The organism is Bifidobacterium sp. (genome assembly GCF_022647885.1).
In the GTDB taxonomy this organism is placed as follows: Bacteria; Actinomycetota; Actinomycetes; order Actinomycetales; family Bifidobacteriaceae; genus Bombiscardovia.
In genome coordinates this window covers 1,976,280-2,001,154 of sequence record NZ_JALCLM010000001.1, presented here as the reverse complement: position 1 = coordinate 2,001,154, position 24,875 = coordinate 1,976,280, and the positions used below count along the sequence as shown (strand labels likewise).

The window sequence follows — 24,875 nt, the reverse complement described above, 5'->3', positions numbered from 1 at the left end:
TGGAGGTCAACTGTGAGAATTCACATTGAGGCTCTTAAATTCTTGGTACAAGAACTCTACTGTCATTATGGATTTGAAGATTCTCAAGCCGAGATAGTCGCTGATAGTCTGGTGGACGCTGATGCGCGGGGTATCCACTCTCATGGTGTGCAACGTCTTGCCATGTATGAAGGCAAGATACGAGCAGGAACCATTATTGTTGATAGACATCCAGAACTGGTGCATGAAACGTCTGTTTCCGCAGTGATTGACGGACATGAAGCTATGGGCCAGTTAGTCGCTCATCAATCTATGTCCGTGGCTATTCACAAAGCACAACAGAGTGGTATTGGACTGGTGACTGTGAGAAATTCCAATCATTTTGGCACAGCAGGATACTTTGCTCGGATGGCATCTCAACACCATCTTCTTGGTTTTGCTGCTACGAATAGTAACCCTTTGATGGTGCCAACCCACGCCGCTCAACCCTTTCTTGGCAGCAATCCGATGGCGATAGCTGTTCCTTGCCAACCGCACGACATAGTCTTTGATGCTGCCACTACTACGGTTTCTCTAGGGAAAATCGAGATGTTATCGAATACTGCACAGCCTATCCCCGAGCAGTGGGCTCTCAGCGAGTCTGGTGGCATTGAGCACTCACCAGATGCGCTGTTGTCTCATCTGCACAATCCAGAACATCACAGTGGTCTTACACCCCTTGGTGGAGCAGGTGAGCAGGGAGGAGGATACAAAGGTTTCGGTCTTGCTCTTGTCGTGGAAATACTCACTTCAGTGCTCTCTGGTGGTTTGCCCTCCGTTGATGTACGAGGCCGAGATATCAGCCATTGTTTCGCTGCTGTGGATATTGATGTATTTGGCGATGCACAAGCTTTCCAAACACGCTTAATGGACATGACCGAGCGTCTGTTGGCGCTTCCATCCTCAGATCACCAGAATGTTCAGCTGCCGGGAGATAAGGAAGAGCAGGAGCTGCGACGTAGTCAGTGCAACGGCATCGATATTGACGAGTTGACAACACGTGTATTGAACAACTTGGCAGCGCGGGAAGGATTGGAGATTCCATGGCTGTAGACCATTACCAACGTCACACGATCAATGCGCAAGCGCTCAGAGGAGAAGACTCGGAAGTTAAGGATTATATGTATTCACATATTTCACCTGTGATTACATCTATGACAACCTCTCTGATTCGACGATTCGACAATGAGGTTTCTCAGATTGGTGATGTCATTAAGTTGACCTTGGGGGAACCAGACATGGCAACCCCGCGACGCATCACCGAAGCGGGGATTCGTAGTCTGCATGCAGGAAGAACTCACTATGCACCCAATGCAGGGACTCCTGAGCTGAGAAGAGCAATCAGTGATTATCTGAGCCGTAGACGCAGCCTGCAATATCTTCCCGAACAGATTATCGTCACACAGGGAGCCACCGAAGCAATTAGCAGTGTGCTGACAGCTTTACTGAATCCTGGGGATGTTCTTGTGTGGGCAACTCCTGGATTCAATCAATACCGAACGATGGCCATACTTAACGGCGCACAAGCGATAGCGATAGATACCAGTGAAGACGATTATCGCTTAACTCCACAAGCTTTGGAGTCGGTATTGTCTACAGTTCAGGGACGCAACATCGTCGTGGTGCTTAACTATCCGGCGAATCCTACGGGCATCGATCTCACTGCGCAAGAATTAGCGGATTTGGCTGCTGTTATAGAACGCTATGACGCAACAGTGGTCAGTGATGAGGTATATGCCGAGATTGTATATGGTCAGGCGCATTCCTCAATCGCACAATTGATACCAGAGCGAACAGTACTGATAGACAGTGCTTCAAAAACATTTGCAATGACTGGTTGGAGACTTGGCTTCTTCGCAGCTCCCAAACACAGTGTCAATGCTTTGGCGAAGGTGCATCAGGCTCATGTGTCAACTGCTGCAACCTTTGTGATGGACGCAGCTCAAGAAGCTTACGAATCTGGTGACTCAGATATTGCCGTGATGGTTGATGAATATCGACGACGCAGGGATTACTTATACCAGTCTGTTACGGCATTGGGATATCGAGTTGCTCATCCTCAGGGTGCGTTCTACCTGTATCTGAGTGTGCCTGAAGATTACGAGGGGAGTGGAGGGGATTATGCCAGAGCAATGGCGCAAGAAGCACATGTCGCAGGAATTCCTGGCGAAGCATTCCAAGAAGGTGATTCGCGTCAAATCCGCTTGAGTTACGCCGCGAGTATGCAACAACTGCATGCAGCTGTGGAACGACTCGAACAATGGAGACATATCACGCCCACCTCGGTGAACAGCTTGTGCCCTGAACAGTATGACCTAACAGCAGTGAAAGAAGATAGTAAATGATACGTATAGCCCACTTCCACACGCTCGCCGAGGAAGAACCCTTTGCACAAGCATGGGCTGAGACTCACCATGTGCAAGTTGATTGCCTACCTGTGGAGCTTCATGAAGATACTGTTGCGCTCGCAGAAGACTATACAGGAATCTCTTTCAAACAGCGCAGTCCGATTGGGGCATCCGAGGTCACATATCCGTTACTCAGGAGTTTTGGTATTCGCCAGATTGCGGTACGTTCGGCAGGTATCGATTCCATCGACCTGCAGGCAGCGAAAGATAATGACATCACCATTACCAATGTGCCCTCGTATTCGCCTTCAGCCGTGGCACAATTGGTGCTCACGCAAGTGATGACACTGATTCGACAGATTCCTCAGTTTGAACACCGCACAGCGCAGGGGGATCTCGTAGTCTCTGGGCTGATGTCGAGAGAACTATCTGAGCTAACCATTGGAATTATCGGTGTGGGAAGAATTGGCTCCACCGTGGCTCGAATCTTCCATGCTTTGGGGGCACAAGTTCTTGGCAACGACATCGTTGAGCATGACGAGTTATCGGGGATATTGACATATGTAGATAAGAGTGAGTTGTTGGCAAACAGCGATGTGGTGACTCTGCATACTTATTTGGATGACAGCACATACCATCTGATTAATGAGCATAACTTGAAGCTGCTCAAACCTACTGCATATCTGGTGAACGCTTCCAGAGGACCTGTGGTCGATACAGATGCACTTATTCGTACTCTGCGCGAAGGATCGATTGCTGGTGCTGCTCTCGATGTTGTCGAAGGCGAACAGCCCCTATTTAATAACAGATTCCCCGGAGGTGCTATCCCAGATGAGCGATACAGGATTCTTCAGGGCTTAGAGAATGTGCTACTGACTCCGCATATCGGATTTTTTACCGATATTGCGGTAAAAAATATGGTGCAGCAATCGTTGGATGACGCTTTGGCGATTATTCAAGGTGGTACCAGCAAACATGAGATACATCTTCACTAAGGGGATAACGATATGGGATTGCAGGGCAGTAACAAGACTGGTGATGAAGTAGCTTCCAAAAGCGTCGCTCAGGAGAAAGACAAACCTCAAACGGTCAACATCCGTAGGATGGTTCCTGAGGATTATGACGCTTCGTATGCATTGTGGAGCAGAACCCCCGGTATGCATCTACATTCTCTGAATAATACCTATGGAGGTATCAGCGAAGTAATATTGCACAATCCAGATTCGAGTTTTGTAGCCTTCGATGAAAGTGGTGGCATTGTCGGTACTGCTATTGGCGCTACAGATGGCCGCAAAGGATATATTTATCATCTCGCCGTGGATGAGCATTTTCGAGGTCACGGCATAGGGACTCGTCTAGTTGCTCGCATTCGTGATGTGTTGCAGGCAAAAGGTATTGAGAAAATTGGAGTGTTTATAGTCAACGACAATATTCAAGGTCAACAGTTTTGGGGCGCACAGGGCTGGAACCCTCGATCTGACGTGACATATTGGGATATCGATTTATAGAGGATTCAGATGAGCTGCACTACAACAGCAGCTTCTCCAATGCGGGTTGGGATGCTTAGTCCTTGCAGTTGATTCGCTCATCAATGCTTAAGCCAATAGCCTGACTAAGTGCTGCCGGTGCTTGTGTCAATGTGGGTATTGGAGTCTCGCTGATAGAATATCGGTGGGAGATGCTCGTCATGAGCATTGGTGTAGCGTCAACAAAGGCGTGACTACTCGGAGGGAAGAGAGTATGACCGGCGGAGTAATTTCTTTATTAATAGTTGTAGTTCTAATCTTGTGGTTATTGTTCTCAGCGTTGTATATCGTGCCTCAGCAACAGGCATACATTGTTGAGCGTTTTGGCAAGTTCAAAGTGGTGACTTTTGCAGGTTTGCATGCCAAGATTCCTGTAATTGATCGAATTGCTATGAAAACGAATATGCGTGTGAACCAGCTCAACGTGCAGCTGGAAACGAAGACACTAGACAATGTATTTGTCACTGTGGTGGCTTCAACGCAGTTCCGAGTGAATCCGAAAGATGTTGCAACCGCTTACTATGAGCTGCGGGATCCTGCAGGGCAGCTGCGTTCGTACATGGAGGACGCTTTGCGAAGCGCTATTCCGGCGTTGAAGTTGGACGATGCATTCGCACGTAAAGATGATGTTGCTTCTGATGTGCAAACCACCGTTGGCACGGAAATGGCTCGTTTTGGTTTCTCAGTGATCAAGACCCTGATTACTGCAATTGATCCGTCTCCACAGGTTAAGAATGCCATGGATTCCATCAATGCTGCTCAGCGTGAGAAGGAAGCCACTAGAGAACGAGCATTAGCTAAGCAGATTGAAATTGAGACCCAAGCTCATGCGGATGCCGAGAAAACTAGGCTTCAAGGTGAGGGTCAAGCTAATTATCGCCGCGAAATTGCGAACGGTATAGTAGATCAGATTAAGAGTTTGCAGGCTGTTGGTATGGACATCGCGGACGTTAACAATGTGGTGTTATTCAATCAATATCTCGATGTAATGCGTGCACTTTCTGACTCGCCGAATGCGAAGACGGTTGTGCTCCCAGCTTCAACACCTGGCGGGTACAGTGATCTCTTCAATCAGGTCAGTAGCGCTCTACTCGCTACACAAGAGGGAGATACCCCTAAGCCGCCTGTTATCAATCGCTAGTTTCTAGCCAATTTGCCTCACGTTATGCTCGGGACACGCTTTATCTGCGTCCCGAGCATAACTATTTGTGGGTGGTGTCATATTGTGTAGGGATTTTCCCAGATCCAGCTTCGTATTCCCTCGCAAGAATGGCTGAATTGCAGTCTTTGTGCGGATCGCATAAGTGAGGTTTTCAGATAAATCCCTACACAAACGTAGATGCATATGAGCAGTGAGGTGAAAATGTCGGAATGTGACGAGTTCTACCGTTTATTCTGGACGCGGGCTAGTTCTAGTGGGTTGAGAATGTCATCCAATATTTCTGGTCGAATACTGCCCTCTCGCTCAGCGGATTCACGTACGGTAATGTTCTCTGCCATAGCGGTTTTGGCAACTTCCACAGCTTGCTCATAGCCAATATGTCCGATAAGTGATGTCGCTAGTGATGCACAACGTTGAGCTTGGTCATGAGACGACTTGGCGTTGATCTCTATGCCTTCGATGCAGTTGGCACGTAGAGTATCCATCGCTTTACTGAGTATGCTGATGGATTCCAAGATAGCGTGCACCATCACCGGTTCGAATGCGTTGAGCTGTAACTGTCCGGCTTCCGCAGCAAATGAGACAGTCGTATCCATTCCCATAACCATAAAAACGCTTTGGTTTATGCATTCAGGAATTACAGGATTGACCTTGCCTGGCATTATTGACGATCCTGCCTGTCGTGCAGGGATGTTGATTTCTGCAAAACCTGCACGAGGGCCGCTGCTCAGGAGTCGTAAATCGTTAGCCATTTTTCCCAAATGAGTGGCATTGCGCTTCAACAGTGAGGAAGTCATCACGAAATCAGCAACGTCGGAGGTCGCAGCAATCGGGTCAACAGCTACAGTAATAGGTAATCCAGTGAGTTTACCAAGATGCGTTGCGGCGTAACTACGGAAGCGAGCGTCAGAGCAAATACCTGTGCCGATAGCGGTTCCTCCAAGGTTCATCGTGGACAGTGGTTTGCGCTGATCCTCGATAGCGGAGATATCGGATTCAAGGACATTGGCAAAAGCCATGAATTCCTGACCGAAGGTCATAGGGACTGCATCTTGTAATTGGGTGCGGCCGATAGTTACGTCGTACATAGTGCGTTGTGCAAGAGAGCGTAGTGAGCTGCTAAGTCCGCGGGCACTGGTGATGAAGGTATCAAGGGCATCAATGATTGCCAGTCTTGCCGCTGCAGGATAGGTGTCGTTGGTTGACTGCGATTTATTGACATGATCATTCGGGTGAATCAGAGTGTAGTCACCCTTAGCTTTGCCACCAAGCTCCAAAGCTCGGTTGGCTATAACTTCGTTAGCGTTCATATTCGTTGAGGTGCCGGCACCTCCTTGGAGTACATCGGTGGGGAACTGATCATCGAATGCTCCTGAAGCTACTTCGACGCATGCCGTATCGATGAGGCCCCATTGCTCTTTGCTGATACCACCGAGGTCTCTATTGGCTAGTGCACATGCTCGTTTGACAATAGCGAAAGCGTGAATGAGTTCAGGGTGGTGGCTTACTGGAATGCCACTGACAGGAAAGTTGCTGATGGCGCGCTCTGTGTGGATGCCCCAGTACGCTTCGGCAGGTACTGAAAGTGAGCCGATGCAATCATGCTCGATGCGATTTGACATCATTGTTGATGTTGATGCTCCTCGAAGAGTATTCGCGTCGATAGGTGTTGGATCACTAACTGTTGTTGTGCTGCCGGATACTGGTTGCGGTACGCTCTGCGCCATTGATATTCCTTCTCTTGTGGAGGATCTGCAGTGGTGAGTAGTCGATTTTCAGCTGTTCTCATCACCACGAGTAAGAGTAAACAGAAGGAAGCTATCGCACAAGACGGGGATATCCTTTGTATCCTATAGGGTTAAGCTATGACAATAACGCAGATACGTGCATTCACCCTCGCAGCAACGTTGGGATCCTTCACTGCAGCCGCAGAATACATGGGTTTAACGCAACCGACGGTTTCTGAATTGGTGAAAAAAATCGAGGACGCTTATTCAATTACCTTATTCGTTCGTGGAGGGAGACGCTTGGTATTGACCACAGCAGGACAAACCCTGCTGCCGTGGGCAAAACGCCTACTAGATGCTGAACTCGGAGCAGATAGTGCATTAACTGCTTTGAATACAGGTGAAGGTGGAACTGTCTCCTTCGGCATCTTGCAAAATGCCAGCTACTATTTTCTTTCAGACTTGGCTACGGTCTTTCACAAGTCTTATCCCAATGTGCGAGTGAGATTGGTAGGACAGAACTCTTTCGAAGTGGCTGATGCAGTGCGCAACGGGGAATTGGAAGCAGGCTTGTTGTGCCTACCAATTCCAGCAGATGGTTTACAGATATTGCCATTAATGAGGCATGAGATCGTGTGGGCAAGTGCCAATCCTGAGCGTTGTGAAAAAGCTATGGCGATTACTGATATACCTAAAGAGCCTCTGATTTTGTATGATGCTCACCATGGTTGGAATGATCCAACCAGACACCAACTTGCACAACTGGCCCAGCTACACGGTGTCACACTTGAGCCCAAAATGGAGGTTGAATCAGTAGATGCCGCAGTTTCCCTTGTCGCTAGCGGCCTTGGAGACACTATCGTTCCTAAAGCTGTGGCACAATCTGAGACTTTCCCATCACAGGTGTATACCACTCGATTGGAAGAACCGATTTACGACACCTTCGCGTTGGTTCAGCGAAGCAACTGGGAGCTATCTCCGATGGCCAGTCACCTTGCTGACCTTGCAGTGAAGATGCTTACGTCAAACGATGCAGGACTTGGTGAAGTTCTTCATTCTCGAATGAAATCACCAATGGCAGCAGCAGAGGCATAACCTTTGCGATACATGCGCCCTAAACCCTCATAGTTCTTGCTTAAGGTGTCGAGACCGCACAAATCGTCCGGTGCCACAATCAGCACGCGTCCCTCTTGCTCGTAGCGTTTCGCAAGTTCCACTTCGTCGTTGTAACGACGATAACGATTAAGCAATAATTCAGCTGCCTCAGGGTAATGACGACGGAGAATACGCGCTGGAAGAACGTCCTTGTGCTGACTTCTAGGCACATCTTTCAACCTCGTCAGTACTAGCACGATTTTGTCGCAACCATCTTCAATAGCTTTGGTGACCGGAACGGGATCGGCAATGCCGCCATCAAAATATGGCACTTCGTTGATGACATAGGGTTCGCATGCAACAGGCACAGCGGAGGAAGCTTTGAAAATGTCGTAATGATCCTTCGTCACATCTGATTTGTCGAAATATTTAGTGCTGCCATCCAAAGCATTGCAAGCAACTACGGTCAGTTCTGCGGCGTTACTCTCGAATGCATCAAAATCCATCGGATCTTCGCCGTCATGATTTGAAAGTGTGCCATAGACGTAATCCAAATCCACAAAATTGCGTTCGCGCACGAAGTTGCGTGGACTGGCATATTCTTTACGGAAAGCATATTGAGTATAGAAACGATACGTGCGCCCAGGCTGTTGAGCCATATAGGATGCCAAATTTGCACTGCCTGCAGAGACCCCATAACAATGGTCAAACTGTATGTCGTTGTCTGCACAATAATCGAATACTCCGGCACCAAATATGGCCCGGTATCCACCACCTACATCAATAATTGCAGTTTTCGACATATTCATCCCCCATTCGCATGCAACTATCCACCCTACAACTGTGCACGCGGTGCGTCCAATGCGCTTCAGAGTAAGTGAAAAAGCTGCTCTGAACGCTCAGACATACGAGCTGAAGTGTCGGAATTTGCTATATCAATGCCGCCTTTAGCCTGCTCTGGAGCCAGATCCCCAAGGGCCTCAAGTACTACATGGAGATGCCGGATTGTTCCCTCATTTCCATCGATTATCGCCACATCCTGAGGACACATTTGCAAGAAATACTTGCGGAAGAAAACGAAGTGAGTGCATCCTAGAACCACTGAGTTTACTGAGCTCCAATCAAATCCACCAAAGTAGCTGTGCACAGCTGACTGAGCCTCGTGTTCATCCAGAATTCTGCCTGATTCCACGGTGGTGACCAAATTTGGGCATGGCAAAGGCGTGATGTCATGATCCTGTTTGAAACGATCCATTAAAGCGGCAAATTTATGTTCATGTAAGGTCAAAGGAGTGGCTGCCACAATCACATGCTGACGCACGCCAAGACCCCTATCGCATGCAACTTTCAACGCAGGTTCCATGCCGATTACTGGGATGTCATAGCGTTGACGCATATCTTCCACGCAAGCGCTAGTTGCCGTATTGCAAGCGACCACAAGAGCCTTCACACCTTGGGCAACGAAGTGGTCTGCGATTGAAAAGCATCGTTCACGTATCTGATCTGGCGTTTTTAATCCATATGGTGCATGCGCACTGTCTCCGTAAAACAGAACGTGCTCATGAGGCATATCATGGCGCAACTGTGCGGCTACGGTGAGACCGCCGAAGCCTGAATCGAACATGCCGATAGGTGCTGTCGAAGTCATGAATCCTCCAATACTGATAACTCTTGCCGAATTCCCATCGTAGTATTCACATGTGAAGAGTCGGTGGCGGACAGATACCTTAGAAGCTACGAATGTTTGATGCTCCGCTGATGAGGATGACGTTGCTGTAACTACTATCTCTGAGGCAGTCAAACATTACTGAGCATGTAGAGGTAGAGGGAAATTCTAAGCTTTTTGCCGTTGGCCAAATCACGTTAGAGCTCTAGTCGCGCATCGCGTTTAGGCTACAACCATGAGCATTCCTGATGCGGTTTACAAGGCCCACGGCACTGGCAATGATTTTGTGGTCTATGCCGATCCTCAGGGCAAGTATGAGCCAAGTGACGATGAGGTCGTCAGATTGACCGATCGTCATATGGGTATAGGCGGCGATGGTTTACTGCGCATCACGCATCCTCAGTTTGTATCTGATCTCAGCGAGGATGAGCTTCGATCGTTGCAGGAGTCAGGTGCAACCTGGTTCATGGACTATCGCAATGCCGACGGTTCACTCGCGCAAATGTGTGGTAATGGTACCCGTGTATCTGCACTGTATATTCAAGAGTTCCTACAGGATGTGAAGCAAGATGGTATCGACAGTGGCACCAACGGCCAGACGGTGGTAGAGAAGGCGCCAGCCTGCTTGAAACTTGGAACCCGTGCAGGTATAAAAACTTTAACTCCGCTTCCGGATGACGATCTTCTGGGGCAACATGTGTTTCGAGTTGATATGGGTCAATGGCGGATTGGACCATTGATGGAGCATATTGTTTCCATCCCAGGTACGTCAGGAAGCGCTCGGGGCACCTATGTCAATATGGGTAACCCTCATATAGTGTGTCTGATTGAGGATGGTAGCGCCAACTTTGTTACTGCATTAGAACAGTCACACGCAACACTTCCTGATCTTGCTGCGCTCGATTTGAGCCGAAAACCAGTCGTAACTCCTGCTCTTGAAGAAGGGCAGAATGTTGAGTTCGTGCGTATCGAGTCGGCCGATTCAGCTCATGACACTGGTTCAGCCACTATGAGGGTTCACGAGCGTGGTGTTGGTGAGACTCTTTCATGCGGCACAGGTCTGTGCGCCACCGGCGTGACGCTACGAGCATTAACAGGCATATCTCACTGGACGATTCGCGTGCGTGGAGGATTGTTGAATGTTGATGTCGATGAGCATGCCGTGAGATTGACAGGTTCCGCAACCATAGTGGCAAAAATCAATCTGGCACCGCAAGAGTAATGCTTGATTGCACCGTTTGAGAATCAGAAATATGTGTGGTTTCGAACGGTGCACAGCAATCTAGAATATGGCTGCACCCTTGGTGATGAATATCAGTGCAACAATCGCCACAATCCACACCACATCAAGCATCAGATCGAAACCGAGACGGTAATAGGTATTCAGCCCATTACGTACGGTGGCGAATTTACCATCTGAGGAAGGTAGATCTTGCACAGTCACAGTGGCATGGCTGAGTGACATAAACTGCAAGGTGGTGGCAAATAGCAGTCCAAGGCACCACGGGCACAAGGCATTGATAACAAACATTGATTGCGTGAACAGCCAGTAGGCGTACAGGGCTGCGGCTAGACCTCCCCACCAAGTGCAAATAGCGAACCAACGCGGCAACTGTACTTTAGCAAGTCCAAGCACAGCTAGTGTGATGAATACTGACTCGGCAGCTATACCGAAGAAGGCGTTTGGAAAACTGAATGAGCCGAAGTGAATGAACTCTGCTTGCCATGAATTAGCAACAGCTGAGCATGAAACTACTGCGTTGACATCGCAACCTAATTTTGCCGATGGGTGGCGCGCTAGCTGTAATGTTTCAGCAGATAGCGCTAAGGAAACTACTAGGGCTGCAACCGAGGCCAACAGCATCACTAGATAGTTCCAAGTTGAGCCATGTCGCCACCCTTCAAGCTGTGGTTTGCTAATGCTGGAAGCCTGCGAGTCGGTCATCCTTACCTCATATCTTGCTGGCGGGTGTGATGTAATACCCGGTATTGACATGCCCCGTGAGTCGGCGGAAGCATAAAACTAAGTACCAGCATACGATGGTTGGTATGTTTCATGTCGCAGAAAGCCCAGAGCTAAGCACAGGTTGGGATTTGCATTGCCATACCGTATATTCCGATGGGACTTGCACTCCTGCTCAGATGGTGACTCTTGCCAAGAATTCAGGATTGGCCGGAGTTGCGATAACAGATCATGACACGACCGCCGGATGGGCTGATGCCGCTGAAGCAGCGCATCGAAACAATTTTCCAGTACTGCGGGGCACAGAGATTACTGCAGATGACAGTAATGTCTCAGTGCACATGCTGGCATATCAATATGATCCTGCAGACTCCAATATTGTGGCTTTGTTTGAGCGCACGCGTCAGGCACGTTTGAAACGTGCAAAGGTCATGGTTGCTGCGATTGCCCAAGATTATCCGATCACATGGGATGATGTGATGAGACAGGTTAAAGAGGGGGAGAAAACCACGGTTGGACGTCCTCATATTGCTGATGCTTTAGTGGCCGCAGGTATTTATAGTAATCGTTCACAGGCCTTTGCTGGATTGTGCTCGTCCAGAAGCCCCTACTACTTACCAACACCTTCACCCACAACTCATGAGGTAGTCGCGGCTGTGCGTGCTGCTGGTGGGGTCAGCGTTATCGCTCATGCAGGAGATAAGAAACGCAACAGAACACTGCTGAGTGACAGACAAATTGAGATGCTCATTGGTGAGGGACTTAATGGCCTAGAAGTGTGGCACAGAGATAACAGTGAAGAACAGCGTGAACGACTGTTACGTATCGCGCAGCAGCATCATCTCTTGGTTACCGGCGGATCCGACTGGCACGGCGCTGGAAAGCCCAACAAGCTTGGTGAGCACACCACAGACCAGCAAACTGTAGATCAAATACTCGATATGGGTGCCATCACGCTTGCTGATGGGCAACAATAAGATAACTGCAATAAAAGTGGAGATATTTCCGGCAAAATTGGCCAATTATCTCCACTTTTATTGCAGTTATCTGATTTGAATGAGAATTGTAGTTTATAGGGCGCCGAAACCTACTGGGTGAGAGGTATCGGAACCGATGATTGCGTAGCCTAGAGCCTGTGCTGGGACTACGAATCGACGTCCTCGGTTGTCGGTGAGATCTAGGGCCTTGTCAGAAGCCAGTGCCTGCTCGATTTTCTGTGCTACATCCTCAGCAGATTCTTCAGTGCTGAAGCTCACTGTGCGGGTGACGTTCCTGATGCCAATCTCAATATCCATGATTTCCTCTCGTCGTTGTTTCGGTGCTTTAGTCCTGATGAACTATGCCAAATCTGGTAAGACCTGCGATTATTCGCAGGGTCAACAGTGCTAAGACTATTATTCGCCCGACGGTGATTGTTCGCCGTCAGCGTCCAAGCCATGTGTGTCAGATGAAGGAGTGTCGCTCTGCGGGCGCTTGTCTGACTGCTGATAAGCGGAGCGAAGATCTACATGAGGAATCAACGTGGTTTCTGCTTCATCGGAGGGGAGACTAGTCTCATTGTCGTGCCGTGACGAGCTATGTTCGTCACGTTCCTGTTCCTGATATGTAACACTGTCGTCAGCTGATCCGGAAGTGCCCTGTGTTGCGAAATCCGAAGGCTGTGGAGTAAGTGCTTGCACCAATATGGTGGCGGAACTGATCGCTGAATCATCATCTGGCTTTGTTTGATGCTCCGTATGCGAAGAATTCAGGTTTGAATCATATTCATCCCTATCGCTAGTTGAACGCGAGCGAGTAGAAGGAACAGGTATAGATGGTATGGGTGCACTAGGAGCTGAATCGAGCTTAGCGGGCTGAGGTTCATGCTCGGGCGTGTTATGACTTGAGGATTGCGGCGTTGTGGCTTGACGCGCTTGAGCGTGCTGCGGCGCCCCATCAAGATGTGGCCCTTGGTTATCTGAGACTTTAGAAGGATCGTCAAGAAGCGTACCCACAGTAATTGTTGAGGGTGCATGTCGCTGTTGTGCAGCGTCGTCATATCGTTGTTTTGCTGATTGGCGAGCGACGAGCTGGTGAGCTAAATGCTCAACTTGAGCTTTGAATTGAAGAATCCGATCGTTATCAGCGTGGTCCAGAGCACTGATGAATTCTCCGACTTGCTCCATTTGGAGCCACAAATTTGCGCGAAGCATAATCATCGGATCTAAGTGCGAACCCATCATCCTTCCATAGGCAGCAATGAGGGAATTTCGACGCGGTTCATCGAGCTTGGCAAACATCCACGCCAAATCACGCGCAGGATCATTAATCTGCATATCTTGCCAGTTGTAAATCGCTGTCAAACTCGTATCTGAAAACAGAAAATCCCCATCGTCAAAGCCACCGTGAACTGGGCAGGTGGTAAATGACCATAGACCCGCGGTATTAACAATATTTGACCAGCTGCGAATAATTTCTTGAGGTATGTGCCCTGCTTTGCTGAGACGAGCTATCCACGATAATAGCTGCTGCTTAATGCTCTCCGTGGTGAATACTGGGTACGCCTCTTCTTGTAGGAAAGTCCCTCGCAAACGGTGTATAGCACCTATGGCAGTTCCAATGGCTACGCAGTCCTGAGCGTCGAGGGAGTGGAGGGCAACCGAACTTCCCTCGCAATGTGCAAGAATCGCTACAGCAGTTATCCCAGTAGGAGAATCGGCGCTCTCGCCTGCCTCGTATGCCAGCACTCGTTCCATAGAGAATCCTAAACCACCGGGTTCTTTCGCTCGGGCAAGGGTGCTCGCTGCCTTAATGCGTCGTTGCAAACGCAGTTTGCCTTCAGTGGTGCTACTGGCGGCCACATCGTAGAGTCTGCCTGGGCCATCTTGAATGATAGCAAGATCGATGCCGTCGTCTATATCACCCGCGCTCGCTTGATTCGATGAGCGTGTGCCGGATACGACTATTCCAGGCATCGTTGCGGATGCTAGGGCTGCCAGTGTCAGATTGCTGCGATGAGTCACATTTCCACAGTAATACACATTGTGGTGCAATTGGGGTAGCAAGCTGCCACAATGGTGGGTGTGAGTACCCAATCTGACGATATTTTTGCTGATCTTGACGCATCGCAACGCGAAGCAGCGTTGGTGACCCAAGGTCCTGTGCGCATCATTGCAGGTGCGGGAGCAGGAAAAACCAGAACCATAACTCACCGAATTGCTTATGCATGCAAGCTGGGCCAATGGAATCCTGACAAGACCGTGGCAGTTACGTTTTCCGTTAAGGCTGCAGATGAGATGCAGTTGCGATTGCAACAATTAGGCGCCTCGTCAACGATTACTACCTCGACATTTCACTCTCTAGCGTTGAAGCAGCTTCGTGGCATTTGGCATGAACTCTGCGATACAGCTTTTCCTCGTCTGGTGGAGAAGCCAGGCGCTCTGACGTTTAGAGCGATGAAGCGAGTGTTGAGAACTGTAGATATCGAGGATTCTCAAGTACGTGATGTGATGGCAGAAATTGCTTGGATGAAAGTTTCGCTTATCGATCCAAGTGATTATTCGCGAGTTTGTGCTGCCATTCACCGTGAGCCACCCGCAAATATTGATCCAGATCGTATGTCTCAGATTATGACCATGTTTGAGGAAGAAAAAACTGCGCGAAATCAGATTGATTTCAATGACATGTTGCTCATTGATTGTCATGTGTTGCAGACACCTGGGGAACTGGCCAGTTCGATTCGTTCAACAATCGGGCATCTGACTGTTGATGAATACCAGGATCTCTCTCCTTTGCAGCACCGTTTGTTGCAACTGTGGCTTGGAGAGAACAAGAATATTTGCGTGGTGGGTGATCCTGCTCAGACTGTTTATTCTTTTGCTGGTGCAACGAGTTATTATCTCAAGAATTTTGATCAGGAATTTGGCCCCTTGACGGCAGACCTTACGCTTAATACAGATTATCGATCCACGCCGCAAATAATTCGTTATGCCAACAAGCTGCTGCAAGGTTCCCAAGAGCGAGAAGATTACATCAAGCTTGATGCGGTGAAGCAGGCGGGGAAGCGCGTAGAAACCACTGTTTATGCTGACGATATTGCTGAGGCAAGGGGAGTGGCAAGACGAATTGCCAAACTTGTTCAACATGGCGTTGCTATGAAGGATTGTGCGGTACTAACCAGAGTTAATTCTCAACAAGCTGTGATTTGTAAGGCATTACACGAGGAAGGTATCAGATATCGTGTGCGCACGGAATCAGGTTGGCATAATGCTTCACTAGCTTCCTCAACAGAGGCTCGTAAAGCTCTGATGGAATCGTTGGAGCAGCATGAAGATCAGGGTGTGGCAACTGTTTCAACCATTCATGCTGCCAAAGGACTTGAATTTTCGCATGTGTGGATAGTTGGATGCTCTGAAGGTTTAATCCCATTCTCTTCTCCACAGGTGGGTGAAGCACTGGAAGAAGAACGCCGATTATTTTACGTTGGCGTGACGAGAGCTGAGGATAGTTTGCACCTGTCCTTCTCACAAGGTTCTGCTTCATCGAGCATGGCTACGCGTCAAGCTAGCAGATTCTTGCTGCGTGGTTAATCGTCAGGTATAGCTAATTGGGTAATGATATATCGTGATATTTGGCCTTTAGCAGTGAATAAGTATGTTGACGATTTGTGAACTCTCAACACGCTTACCCAACACGGTTACCCTTGCAAACACGTCTTGTTACTAGCTCTGCTGTTCGTGTTGCGCCGTGCTGTTTGTCTACTGTGCTGTTTGTCTACCTCGCTGTTTTCAACAGTATTGTGCTCGTATAGAGCATCTTGTAGCAGTGCTTGCAGCTTGATTGCCCGCACTGCTGTAATCATGACGCTTTAATGAGTGCTTCCATCACCAGATGGTTCGTTGGGGTTAGAATCATCTGATCCTTTATCACTTGAATGATTATCATCGTCATTGGCCTGCTCTGATGGTGTTACGCCACTCGTAGAGCCGTTTGCGCTACCTTGTTTGCCTGTCTCTTGACCGAATGAGTCCTGTTCAGATGAGTCCTGACCATTAGTGGAACTGCCGTCGGTCGACTGATTATCTTCTTGTAATAGTTTGCTTAATTCTGCATCCCAATCGACACCGCTGTGGTTAGATCCCTGTTGTTTGGGACTTGTTGAGTTTGTAGGAGCTTCAATCACACTATCAGCGTCGCTATCATCTTGAAGCAAAGGCAGCATATCTGGGTGAGACCAGTGTCTGTCGCGTGAATCTTGACCTTCTGTGGAGGTAATACTCTCCCAGATTTCTGAAGCTTCGCGTAGACGACGCGGGCGCAGTTGCAATCCGAGTAGCGACTCAAAAGTCAATTCTGCTGGTCCTCCTGCTGCACGTTGACGCCTAGTCATCTCTCGAAGTTGTTCGATATGTGGCAGGTGCGCCATACCCGCACGCCAGACGACGCAGTCGACCCAGCCATCTACTAAGGCGAGGAGATTTTCTAAACTTTCCAAGGCGGATCGCTGCTCAGGTGTGTCGTTTACGCCAACATTGGTGAGATTCACAGCACCAGCGATGGATTCAGGGTTCATCTCGTTGGCCTCGCGCAGTTGCTCTTCCATAGCGTCGAGGTCTATGGAAATTCCACGAGCGTATTTGCCGATGAGTGCCTCAAAACGTGGCATCAGCCAAGGGACAGACGAGAAGAGTCTGGCATGAGCCTGTTCATGCAAAGCAGCAAATGCTGTAACTTCTGCAACATCAATTTCTAAGGATTGCGCATAAGCGCTAATATTCTGTGGAATTAGCGCTCCTGCAGAGGATTTGAGCAGTGCAATACCCTGATCGAAGCTGCCGAGTACCTCACTAGAAAGGCTTCCTGCGGCCTGACCGAGTTGCATGGAAAACGAAGTATTACCAAGCAGTTTCATTAGTGTGGATGGATCTTTAAGATCATCAGGAATGGGGATAGGCACGGGGCCTGCAAACATTCCGGACACTTCGCCGTCGAGAGAACCTCCGAGGCGTTCTTGGAATACGGCTGCCAAAGCGTCATTCATTGAACTAGCAACTGGTGCTGCGAATTGTGCCCAAGCATCGATGGTTCCGTCTAACCAGCCTTCTCGAGTAAGTAATTGGGTTTCCCCTTGTACAGGGTCAAAGTTGCACACAGAATCTAGCCAGAGGCTACTTTCACTCAGCGTTGAACGGACTTTTACGCCTTCCAAGGCTTCTACGGATGTTTGGGCGCCTTCCTCGGTGATGCGTTTGGATGCGATGGACTTTGCAAGACGTATATTGATAGGTCCTGCTTCGACAGTACGTTGCACGTCGCCAGCAGTGTTGAGTCCGCCTGCTGTAAAAGCTTGTATCAGTGACTGTACTTCTGCGGGTTTAGGCAGACCTTGTTCCCCCTGTGCGCGAATTTGATCGCGCAGTGACTCTGGCAGCTGAGAAAACTGTTGCCATGCTGCTTCGCCCTGAACTGGGCCGAAGCATTCGATCAACCATTGGTGGATTGCATTATCGTCCATAGCGCCGCCATACTCCGTATTCATTGAGATTATTGTGCTGACCAGCATACTCGTCGTGCATGTCCATAGTATTGGAGGTATGGCAGATCTGCACGTAAAAAGAGGAATGTCCGCCAATGGCGCATTCACAGGCTTTGTTGACCGATACAGGGCAACACCGATGAAAGCAAAAATCGGTGCTCTTGCGCTGATTCTCGCTCTCATTACGTTGTTCTTGCCCAGCCCGTATGTTGTAGAAACTCCAGGGCAGACCCAAGATGTTCTTGGCAAGTCTGGTGGGACTGCCGTAATCAACATTTCTGGAGTGCGCACATATAGCGATAAGGGTTCGTTACTGATGACAACAGTAAGTGCTTATGGTGTCCCAGGCTATCCAGTGACTAATGCACAGGTGCTGTGGAGTTGGTTCAGCAAACAAAGCATTGTGATGCCTCGTGAGGCGATTTTCCCTGAAGGGCAAACAGTTGAGGAGTACGAGAGCGAAAATACGAAGCAGATGACGTCTTCACAAGATGCCGCCACCTCTCAGGCTCTGAAGTTCCTTGAGGCAAAGGGGCAAGATGTTTCTTCAGCAAAAGTGACTATCCATGTCAACGATATTGGTGGGCCTTCAGCCGGTTTGATGTATACCTTGGGGACCATCGACAAACTCACTGAACGCAATGAGACTGGTGGAAAGACGATTGCTGGTACCGGAACGATGAATAGCAAAGGCCAGGTTGGAGCTATCGGCGGTATTCGCTTAAAGATGATTGGTGCGAAAAGAGACGGGGCTACTTGGTTCCTTGCACCTGCTGCAAACTGTACGGATGTTGCAGGCCATGTTCCTGACGGATTGAGAGACGTCAAAGTTTCCACACTTGACGACGCTTACAACGCTCTCGTTGCTATAGGCCAAGGCAAAGCCCAGAATCTCCCACATTGCTGAGCCGCTGAGCCGTAAAGCGCACAGCCCAGTGGGCTGTGCGTAGGCTCAGTGAGCAGCCACAAAGGCTGCGAAGAAGCGCGAAGCGCTTGCCACACGTCGTAATACGCTACGCAACTTTTCGGAAGTGAGGCTCAGTGAGCAGCCGCAAAGGCTGAGCCGTTAAATGTACAGCACGGTGTGCTGTACATAGGCGAGGTGAGCAGCCGCAAAGGCTGCGAGGTCAATCGCTGCAGCGATTGTAAAGAAGCGCGAAGCGCTTGCCACACGTCGTAATACGCTACGCAACTTTTTCGAAAGTGCGGTCTCAGCGAACGCCAACTATGGCTATGGAAAGCAAACCCCTTGGCGATTGCGAAGAAACGTGACAACCGATATACCGTGCAGAATCTCAAAAACCGTATTTAACAAGGTAATTATGCTGTAAAGCAAGAAATTCAACGAAATATTCCGTCAAATATCTCAATTGTTCAGCAGTTTTCTCTACTATCAGGCAATTATTCGGTCAATATTGAGCGATTGTTAACAAGCTGTTCGCCTGTGTTGTTATGCTTGGGGCTGTGGCTGATACGACGACCCAGAAAGCGGAAGAATTCGGATTCCATCCCGGTGGCATTATCCAGGAATGGATGTGGGACGACGATGTGGATGATGACATTCGCGCTCGAATAGAGAAATGCACAGGCGAAGAGCTCGTTGATGAAGATTACGACTCTCCGATAGACGGAACTATCATCTGGTGGCGTGATGGAGATGATGAAGACGACCTAGCAGACACCATTGTGGATGCTAATACGGTTTTGGGGGATGACGGTCCCTTGTGGATTATGACTCCTAAACCGGGACGTCCTGGATCTCCAAGTGCTAGCACGATTCAAAATGCGGCGAAAACTGCAGGAATGAATGCAGCAATGCCCTTGAGGATTAGTGCTGATTGGAATGGCGTGCGCTTGAGTGCTTTTGGCAAAGGTCGCTGAGTACTTCTAAGTATCGATGTAGCAGTCGTTCAAGATGTAACTACTTTAAGCAAGCTCTCATGTATTGGTGTTGACCACAAACGTTGTTGACATCAGTATGTGCGGGCAGTGCTGCTACGACGGTTGACAGTTCACATGCTGATTCGACATGCAGAATATGGTTTCACGCTCTACCCTTACACAGTAAGTCGAAGAGCGAGCTGCTGCCATATGTTTGTATGGCATGTACAGCATGTGCGTGCAAATGCACAGTTGTACCAATCTTTATATGTTGATACCACAGTTTTTCACTGTTGAAAACATGGATCGCGTGATTTCTTTACCTTTTGCGAGACGAGACGTGCGGGGTAAATATGCACGCTAACATAGGCGTTAGCGTGAGCTTCGTGCCTCACAAGGACATTGAAGCTTTGACCGAGAAGAAGGAATACTGCATTGACTGAGGAAGATGATACCCAGATATTGAGCCCGGTTGGTGATGCATATCCTGTTCAGGGTGCTCCTCATATTGTTACGCCAGAAAGCGATGATAACGGGTCCGGAGGTAGACATGGCAGAGGCGGTAGACGAGGACTTCGCTTACTGATCGCTGTGCTTGTTGCAGCAGCATTAATTGTTGCCGGAGTGTTTGGTGTGCGTGCTTTTAGCAGTCATATTGCTGAACTTCGTCAACAGCAAGCTTTGTCATCGTGCAAAAAGAATCTTGAGTCATACGATGCTTCTTTGAAAGTTTTTAATAATGCTGTGGAGCAGGCATCTACGGCTAAGTCTGTAACACAAGATCAAGTTGAAGATTCTCAGACTGTGAACGATTTACAAGATGCTTTACAGGTTCAAGTTCCCAAACGTCAAAGCTGCTCAGCTGCTAGTGATAGAGATCAGTTGACTAGCAATTCTGCACAGTTAGATATGTCAGCAGGCACATTGAAAGAAAATGCTGAAACTATTGAGAAGGCCAGTTCCGCGGTGACGAGCAGTCAGACGCAGAAAACTTTGAACGATGCGAAGAATGCGCTGAATAACTCTCTGACCTCTGCAAGGTCTTTATTGACCTCCTCTGACGGAAAAGTTGCTGATGCTGCCACTCGAACGAGCTTGCAAGAAGCTATAACAGCTGCTGAGAAAGTCCTAGCTGCCAACGACATCTCTGATAAACAGCAATATGTCGATTCACAGAGTTCGCTACAAAAAGCTGTTGACACTGTAAATAGCAGTATCAAGCTGAAAACAGAACAGGATGCTGCTCATATTACTGCTGACAGCTATCAGTTTGATATTCCTGACTATTGGAAAGATCGCGTTACTGTTCAACAGGATGGTGATACAGTTACGGTCTATTCAAAGAAATACCCTGCAAGAGCGATTTGCCAATTGCGAGTTGTGGAGACCAGCCAGATGACTGCAGGAGATATAGGGAACGCGATGGTGGCTAGTGCGACGTTGGATAGCACGCGGAGCGTAGCGATTTGGACCACCAGATGGGGTTATGTGGCTGCCAAAAGTCAGCTTGGCGACGGCGGAGAAAACATCTCTGCGGATGAGGCTCAAGAACTGGTGGATTTGCAGACTGGCGGTAAAGCAACTTATCAGCAGATTCTTGACGCCGAGTCAACTGGTGACAGCAAATCTTCATCGTTGTTGACTTTAGGAGACAATTTCATCCAGACCACAGTGTTTGCGTCTCTCAAGGCCAAATAGTTGCTCATCGAGGGCACTCGATGCGGTGATATCTGAGTCCGAAAAAGTGTTCACTACGCTGAACTTCTTTTGTGTAGGGATTATTACTATGACCCCCAGTAGCGGAAATCCAGAAAGCTTGCAATTCCGCCGTTTTAGTATTGCGGATAGACGCAGTTTTCTCAGAAATCCCTACACAAACGAATAGTTCTCGGCGTGTTTAAGATTTTGCGCGATTTGAGGCGCCAGCATGATGTAAAACTCGCGTCAAACGATGTTTTGTTATCAAGAATTCACCCAAAGTTGCATTCGCGTTGTCCGTCGTTGCCCATGCACCATACTTCCCAAGACTAGCCTCTCAAAAGGTGTCCCAATTGGGGTATGGCAATCTGTTCTGTCACTGATGACACCGCAACAACGAGAAGGGGAATATGTCAGAAAACACAAATCCTCGGCGTGCACCGCGCTGGGCTGTCGCACTAACCGCAGCGGCAGTTGGACTGACGACATTGAATATCACCGCTTGGACGACAAACACAGCCCATGCAGCTGAGACAAACACTTACCAGAGTGCTACCGCCACGGCAGCAGATGCTTGTTCATCAAGTGTGACAATGGCTGGATATACCGACGCATTGGATAATCTGAGTTATAACAATGAGCGGGTTGGTGGTCTTTCCTCATTGGCGTGGGATCAGCAGAGCAATACTTACGTATCGAGCCTAGATAATAATGGTGATACAACTGCTCGCATCTGGTTCCTGGGTAATGACATGAGTAAGCCATCCATTACGCGCGCTCCACTTATTCTCAAGCAGCAGGATGGTACTGCTTATACGGGGAACCATTCGGATAACGAGGGACTCGCAGTCTTGCCCGATGGAGACTATCTGGTCAGCTCCGAGACGGAGCCTTCAATTCGTATTTTCGGGCGCGATGGCATCCAAAAAAGTGAACTTTCGGTACCTGATCGCTTCCGCGTTCATAATGACAGCACCGCTATTAGTGGTGAGGCGAGTAATAATCTCACTCTAGAGGGTCTGACGATTTCACCTTCAGGGCATCAAATTGTGGCTGCTATGGAGGGGACTCTGTCAGGCGATACATCCTCAAGCGATACCTTGTCTCGTCGGTTCTTGGTGTATAGGGATGATCAGTCCGGTGCACAAGGTCAATGGAAACTAAGCAAGCAAATTGCATTCAAAGTTGCAGATAGTGCTAAAGGTATTTCAGAAATTTCTGCTCTCTCGGATGACAGTCTGTTGGTGTTGCAGCGATCATTTGCAAAATCCACAGGCAATGATGTGATTCTCTCAAAGGTGACTGGACTGAGTACATCACCTGATGTATCGAGCGTACAGAACCTTTCAGCTGCTCCGACTACTGACTTCCTGAGCTCGACAACTATGGCGAATCTCACCAATTGCAAGACTCTTGGGGCAACTGCCAAGTCTGGTGCTACTCAGAAGAACCCTCTGATGGACAACTATGAGGGTATGGCCATCACCAAAGAGAGTGGTGACTCTGCTGCAGTAAGTATCATCAGTGACAATAATTTCGGTGCCACACAGACCACGCGTGTCCTTAATCTCAACGTGGATACAGCGAATTATGAGTCTGACAGTAACCAACCTGATTTGGTGTCACTACTATCAGATTTCAGCAATCTATGGAAAGCTTCAACACCCTTCGTCTTAAGTGATGTAAGCACGTTTGGTAAGGGCGTGGTTGGTAATGCCTCAGTGCTTAAACATAATGACGACATGACCAAGGCTATCAATAACGCCACAGCTAAGGGCTCTACTACTTCAACTCCCTCGGCCCAACAGCAGCGCGCTTTGGTTGATTCCGATTACAAGCTCGGCGAGACACTTCCCGATTCCTTAGGGCCAGTGCTGGGCAAATACCTTTCTCAAGGTCTTGCTGATGGCAGCTTGCCACTATTTACTAAACTCTTTACGCAGACGAATCAGACTGGTTACGGCGTTTCTACTCTGGGCGATTATCTATCGACTTCCAAAGCCAAAAATACCTTCAACCATCCTCGTCCTTACGTGGATCGCACCAACGGTGGATATCCCGCAGCAGGGCTCGATACCACTGTTGGCATTGAAAAGGTATCTGCATGGACTGATTCCACAGGCACCAAGCACGATCCTTCTTATGATGCGATGGTGACCTCAGGTTCGTTCCCTTCTGGTCACACCACATATGCAACATCTGGTGCAGTTGGTTTGGCAACGTTACTTCCGGAATTGGCACCTGAAATTTTGGCTCGTGGTTCCGAGGCGGGTAATAACCGAATCGTTCTAGGAGTGCACTATCCGCTTGATATCATCGGCGGCAGAATTGATGGTGATGCCGCAAACGTTGCACGCTGGTCAGATCCTACATTCGTGAAGGATCAGCTTGAGCCAGCGCGTCAGGAATTGGTCAATTACTTGACGGCTCAGTGCAAGGTGAACGGTCTCGGCAGCACATTAGTGCAGTGCATTAGCACAACCGGTGCCAATGGTTCTAAGGGTTATAGCAATAGCTTCGTCGATCTAGTATCAACACAAGCGGTGACTGACCGAGCTTCGGCTATTAAGGCTTATCAAAGCCGTATGACCTATGGCTTTACTGCCAGCGGCAATCAGACCACGACACTGCAAAAGGCTGTGTCAACTTCTGTGGATCAGGTTCCACAGGGTGCTGAAAACCTATTGATCACAGCATATCCAACTCTGACGAGTGCTCAGCGCAGGCAAGTTCTTGCACAGACTGCCTTGCCTGTTTCTGGGAATCCTTTGCAGTCATCATCTCAAGGCTATTACAACATGGATCTCGCTTCGGCTATGAGTGCCAAGGTGAGCCTGGATGATAAGGGCAATGTGGTTGCTGTCGCAGCTGGACAGAGCGCACCCAGCGTGGTGAAAGCTTCTGCTGGTGGTACCGATAAGGGCAATGCTGGCAACAATGGTAATAACAGCAATATTGGTAGTGCTACTAGCAATGATTCCAAGGGCAAGAAGCCTAGTGCTAATGCTGCAACACCAAAGGCGAAGAGTGCCGCAAAAGTTCATGCTTCAACTCAAGACAAAGGTGCATCATCCCTCGCAAAAACAGGTGCTGATGTGGCAATGTTTGCAGCTGTTGCTGTGCTGGTGTTGTTAGCCGGTGGAACGTTGGTATTAGTAAGGATGCATCGTAAGAACAGCTAGTTTCTGGGGTTCTTGCGAGACCTTATTGTAACTAGAGACCTTGTTGTAACTACGGAGTTGTCTGCGTGAGTAAACAAGCACTTCGTAGGTATACA

At 48.8% G+C, this 24,875-nt stretch carries 20 protein-coding genes; 13 read left to right on the top strand and 7 right to left on the bottom strand.

All coding sequences use genetic code 11. From position 1 onward, the window contains the following. Window positions 1–12: 12 nt before the first annotated feature. From LKI20_RS08450 to LKI20_RS08430, 5 genes are all read left to right on the top strand, one after another. Window positions 13–1,071: an Ldh family oxidoreductase gene (locus tag LKI20_RS08450; protein WP_291772762.1), complete on the top strand. Its 1,059-nt coding sequence runs from the start codon at window positions 13–15 to the stop codon at window positions 1,069–1,071. Then, window positions 1,062–2,363, top strand: coding sequence for a pyridoxal phosphate-dependent aminotransferase (locus tag LKI20_RS08445; protein ID WP_291772760.1), 1,302 nt, complete (start codon window positions 1,062–1,064; stop codon window positions 2,361–2,363). Before LKI20_RS08450 ends, LKI20_RS08445 begins: the two co-directional genes overlap by 10 nt. Then, complete coding sequence (locus LKI20_RS08440; protein ID WP_291772757.1) at window positions 2,360–3,361, top strand: NAD(P)-dependent oxidoreductase; 1,002 nt, start codon at window positions 2,360–2,362, stop codon at window positions 3,359–3,361. The genes LKI20_RS08445 and LKI20_RS08440 overlap by 4 nt, the downstream gene beginning before the upstream one ends. A 12-nt stretch (window positions 3,362–3,373) precedes the next feature. Beyond that, window positions 3,374–3,874 (top strand): GNAT family N-acetyltransferase, encoded by a 501-nt coding sequence (locus LKI20_RS08435; RefSeq protein ID WP_291772755.1) that lies wholly within the window; start codon window positions 3,374–3,376, stop codon window positions 3,872–3,874. A gap of 232 nt (window positions 3,875–4,106) precedes the next feature. Next, on the top strand, window positions 4,107–5,033 hold the full coding sequence (locus LKI20_RS08430) for an SPFH domain-containing protein (protein ID WP_291772754.1): 927 nt from the start codon (window positions 4,107–4,109) through the stop codon (window positions 5,031–5,033). 242 nt (window positions 5,034–5,275) lie between these two features. Here the strand turns inward: LKI20_RS08430 and LKI20_RS08425 are convergent, their stop codons facing one another. Then, window positions 5,276–6,679, bottom strand: a complete 1,404-nt coding sequence (locus LKI20_RS08425) for an aspartate ammonia-lyase (protein ID WP_291773484.1) — start codon at window positions 6,677–6,679, stop codon at window positions 5,276–5,278. A gap of 240 nt (window positions 6,680–6,919) precedes the next feature. Here LKI20_RS08425 and LKI20_RS08420 point away from each other — a divergent pair, with 240 nt between their 5' ends. Beyond that, window positions 6,920–7,876, top strand: coding sequence for a LysR family transcriptional regulator (locus LKI20_RS08420; RefSeq protein WP_291772753.1), 957 nt, complete (start codon window positions 6,920–6,922; stop codon window positions 7,874–7,876). On the opposite strand, the gene LKI20_RS08415 is transcribed toward LKI20_RS08420, so the two are convergent. Continuing rightward, complete coding sequence (locus LKI20_RS08415; RefSeq protein WP_291772751.1) at window positions 7,834–8,679, bottom strand: patatin-like phospholipase family protein; 846 nt, start codon at window positions 8,677–8,679, stop codon at window positions 7,834–7,836. The two genes, LKI20_RS08420 and LKI20_RS08415, sit on opposite strands and share 43 nt — an antisense overlap. Window positions 8,680–8,744: 65 nt before the next feature. Continuing rightward, window positions 8,745–9,524: a glutamate racemase gene (murI, locus tag LKI20_RS08410; RefSeq protein ID WP_291772748.1), complete on the bottom strand. Its 780-nt coding sequence runs from the start codon at window positions 9,522–9,524 to the stop codon at window positions 8,745–8,747. 253 nt (window positions 9,525–9,777) lie between these two features. Here murI and dapF point away from each other — a divergent pair, with 253 nt between their 5' ends. Beyond that, complete coding sequence (gene dapF, locus LKI20_RS08405; RefSeq protein WP_291772746.1) at window positions 9,778–10,764, top strand: diaminopimelate epimerase; 987 nt, start codon at window positions 9,778–9,780, stop codon at window positions 10,762–10,764. Window positions 10,765–10,824: 60 nt separating this feature from the next. Here dapF and LKI20_RS08400 read toward each other — a convergent pair whose 3' ends face one another. Continuing rightward, complete coding sequence (locus LKI20_RS08400; protein ID WP_291772744.1) at window positions 10,825–11,487, bottom strand: vitamin K epoxide reductase family protein; 663 nt, start codon at window positions 11,485–11,487, stop codon at window positions 10,825–10,827. 104 nt (window positions 11,488–11,591) lie between these two features. Here LKI20_RS08400 and LKI20_RS08395 point away from each other — a divergent pair, with 104 nt between their 5' ends. Further along, window positions 11,592–12,482 (top strand): PHP domain-containing protein, encoded by an 891-nt coding sequence (locus LKI20_RS08395; protein WP_291772742.1) that lies wholly within the window; start codon window positions 11,592–11,594, stop codon window positions 12,480–12,482. Window positions 12,483–12,575: 93 nt separating this feature from the next. Here LKI20_RS08395 and LKI20_RS08390 read toward each other — a convergent pair whose 3' ends face one another. Both LKI20_RS08390 and LKI20_RS08385 read right to left on the bottom strand, forming a co-directional pair. After that, window positions 12,576–12,800, bottom strand: coding sequence for a DUF3107 domain-containing protein (locus LKI20_RS08390; RefSeq protein ID WP_291772739.1), 225 nt, complete (start codon window positions 12,798–12,800; stop codon window positions 12,576–12,578). 99 nt (window positions 12,801–12,899) lie between these two features. Further along, the gene (locus LKI20_RS08385) at window positions 12,900–14,507 is read right to left on the bottom strand and encodes a phosphotransferase (RefSeq protein WP_291772737.1); all 1,608 of its coding nucleotides are present in this window, start codon (window positions 14,505–14,507) and stop codon (window positions 12,900–12,902) included. A gap of 51 nt (window positions 14,508–14,558) precedes the next feature. Here LKI20_RS08385 and LKI20_RS08380 point away from each other — a divergent pair, with 51 nt between their 5' ends. Then, window positions 14,559–16,073, top strand: coding sequence for an ATP-dependent helicase (locus LKI20_RS08380; RefSeq protein WP_291772736.1), 1,515 nt, complete (start codon window positions 14,559–14,561; stop codon window positions 16,071–16,073). 278 nt (window positions 16,074–16,351) lie between these two features. Here LKI20_RS08380 and LKI20_RS08375 read toward each other — a convergent pair whose 3' ends face one another. Beyond that, a complete protein-coding gene (locus tag LKI20_RS08375) occupies window positions 16,352–17,998 on the bottom strand; it encodes a zinc-dependent metalloprotease (protein WP_291772734.1) in 1,647 nt (548 codons plus the stop codon). Window positions 17,999–18,077: 79 nt separating this feature from the next. Here LKI20_RS08375 and LKI20_RS08370 point away from each other — a divergent pair, with 79 nt between their 5' ends. The 4 genes from LKI20_RS08370 to LKI20_RS08355 all read left to right on the top strand — a co-directional run bounded on the left by LKI20_RS08370 (window position 18,078) and on the right by LKI20_RS08355 (window position 24,780). Then, on the top strand, window positions 18,078–18,926 hold the full coding sequence (locus LKI20_RS08370) for a YlbL family protein (protein WP_434734917.1): 849 nt from the start codon (window positions 18,078–18,080) through the stop codon (window positions 18,924–18,926). A 545-nt stretch (window positions 18,927–19,471) separates the two neighbouring features. After that, window positions 19,472–19,900, top strand: coding sequence for a DUF3052 family protein (locus LKI20_RS08365; protein WP_291772732.1), 429 nt, complete (start codon window positions 19,472–19,474; stop codon window positions 19,898–19,900). 435 nt (window positions 19,901–20,335) lie between these two features. Beyond that, complete coding sequence (locus LKI20_RS08360) at window positions 20,336–21,598, top strand: hypothetical protein (protein WP_291772730.1); 1,263 nt, start codon at window positions 20,336–20,338, stop codon at window positions 21,596–21,598. Window positions 21,599–22,008: 410 nt separating this feature from the next. Beyond that, on the top strand, window positions 22,009–24,780 hold the full coding sequence (locus LKI20_RS08355) for an esterase-like activity of phytase family protein (RefSeq protein ID WP_291772728.1): 2,772 nt from the start codon (window positions 22,009–22,011) through the stop codon (window positions 24,778–24,780). Window positions 24,781–24,875: the final 95 nt, after the last annotated feature.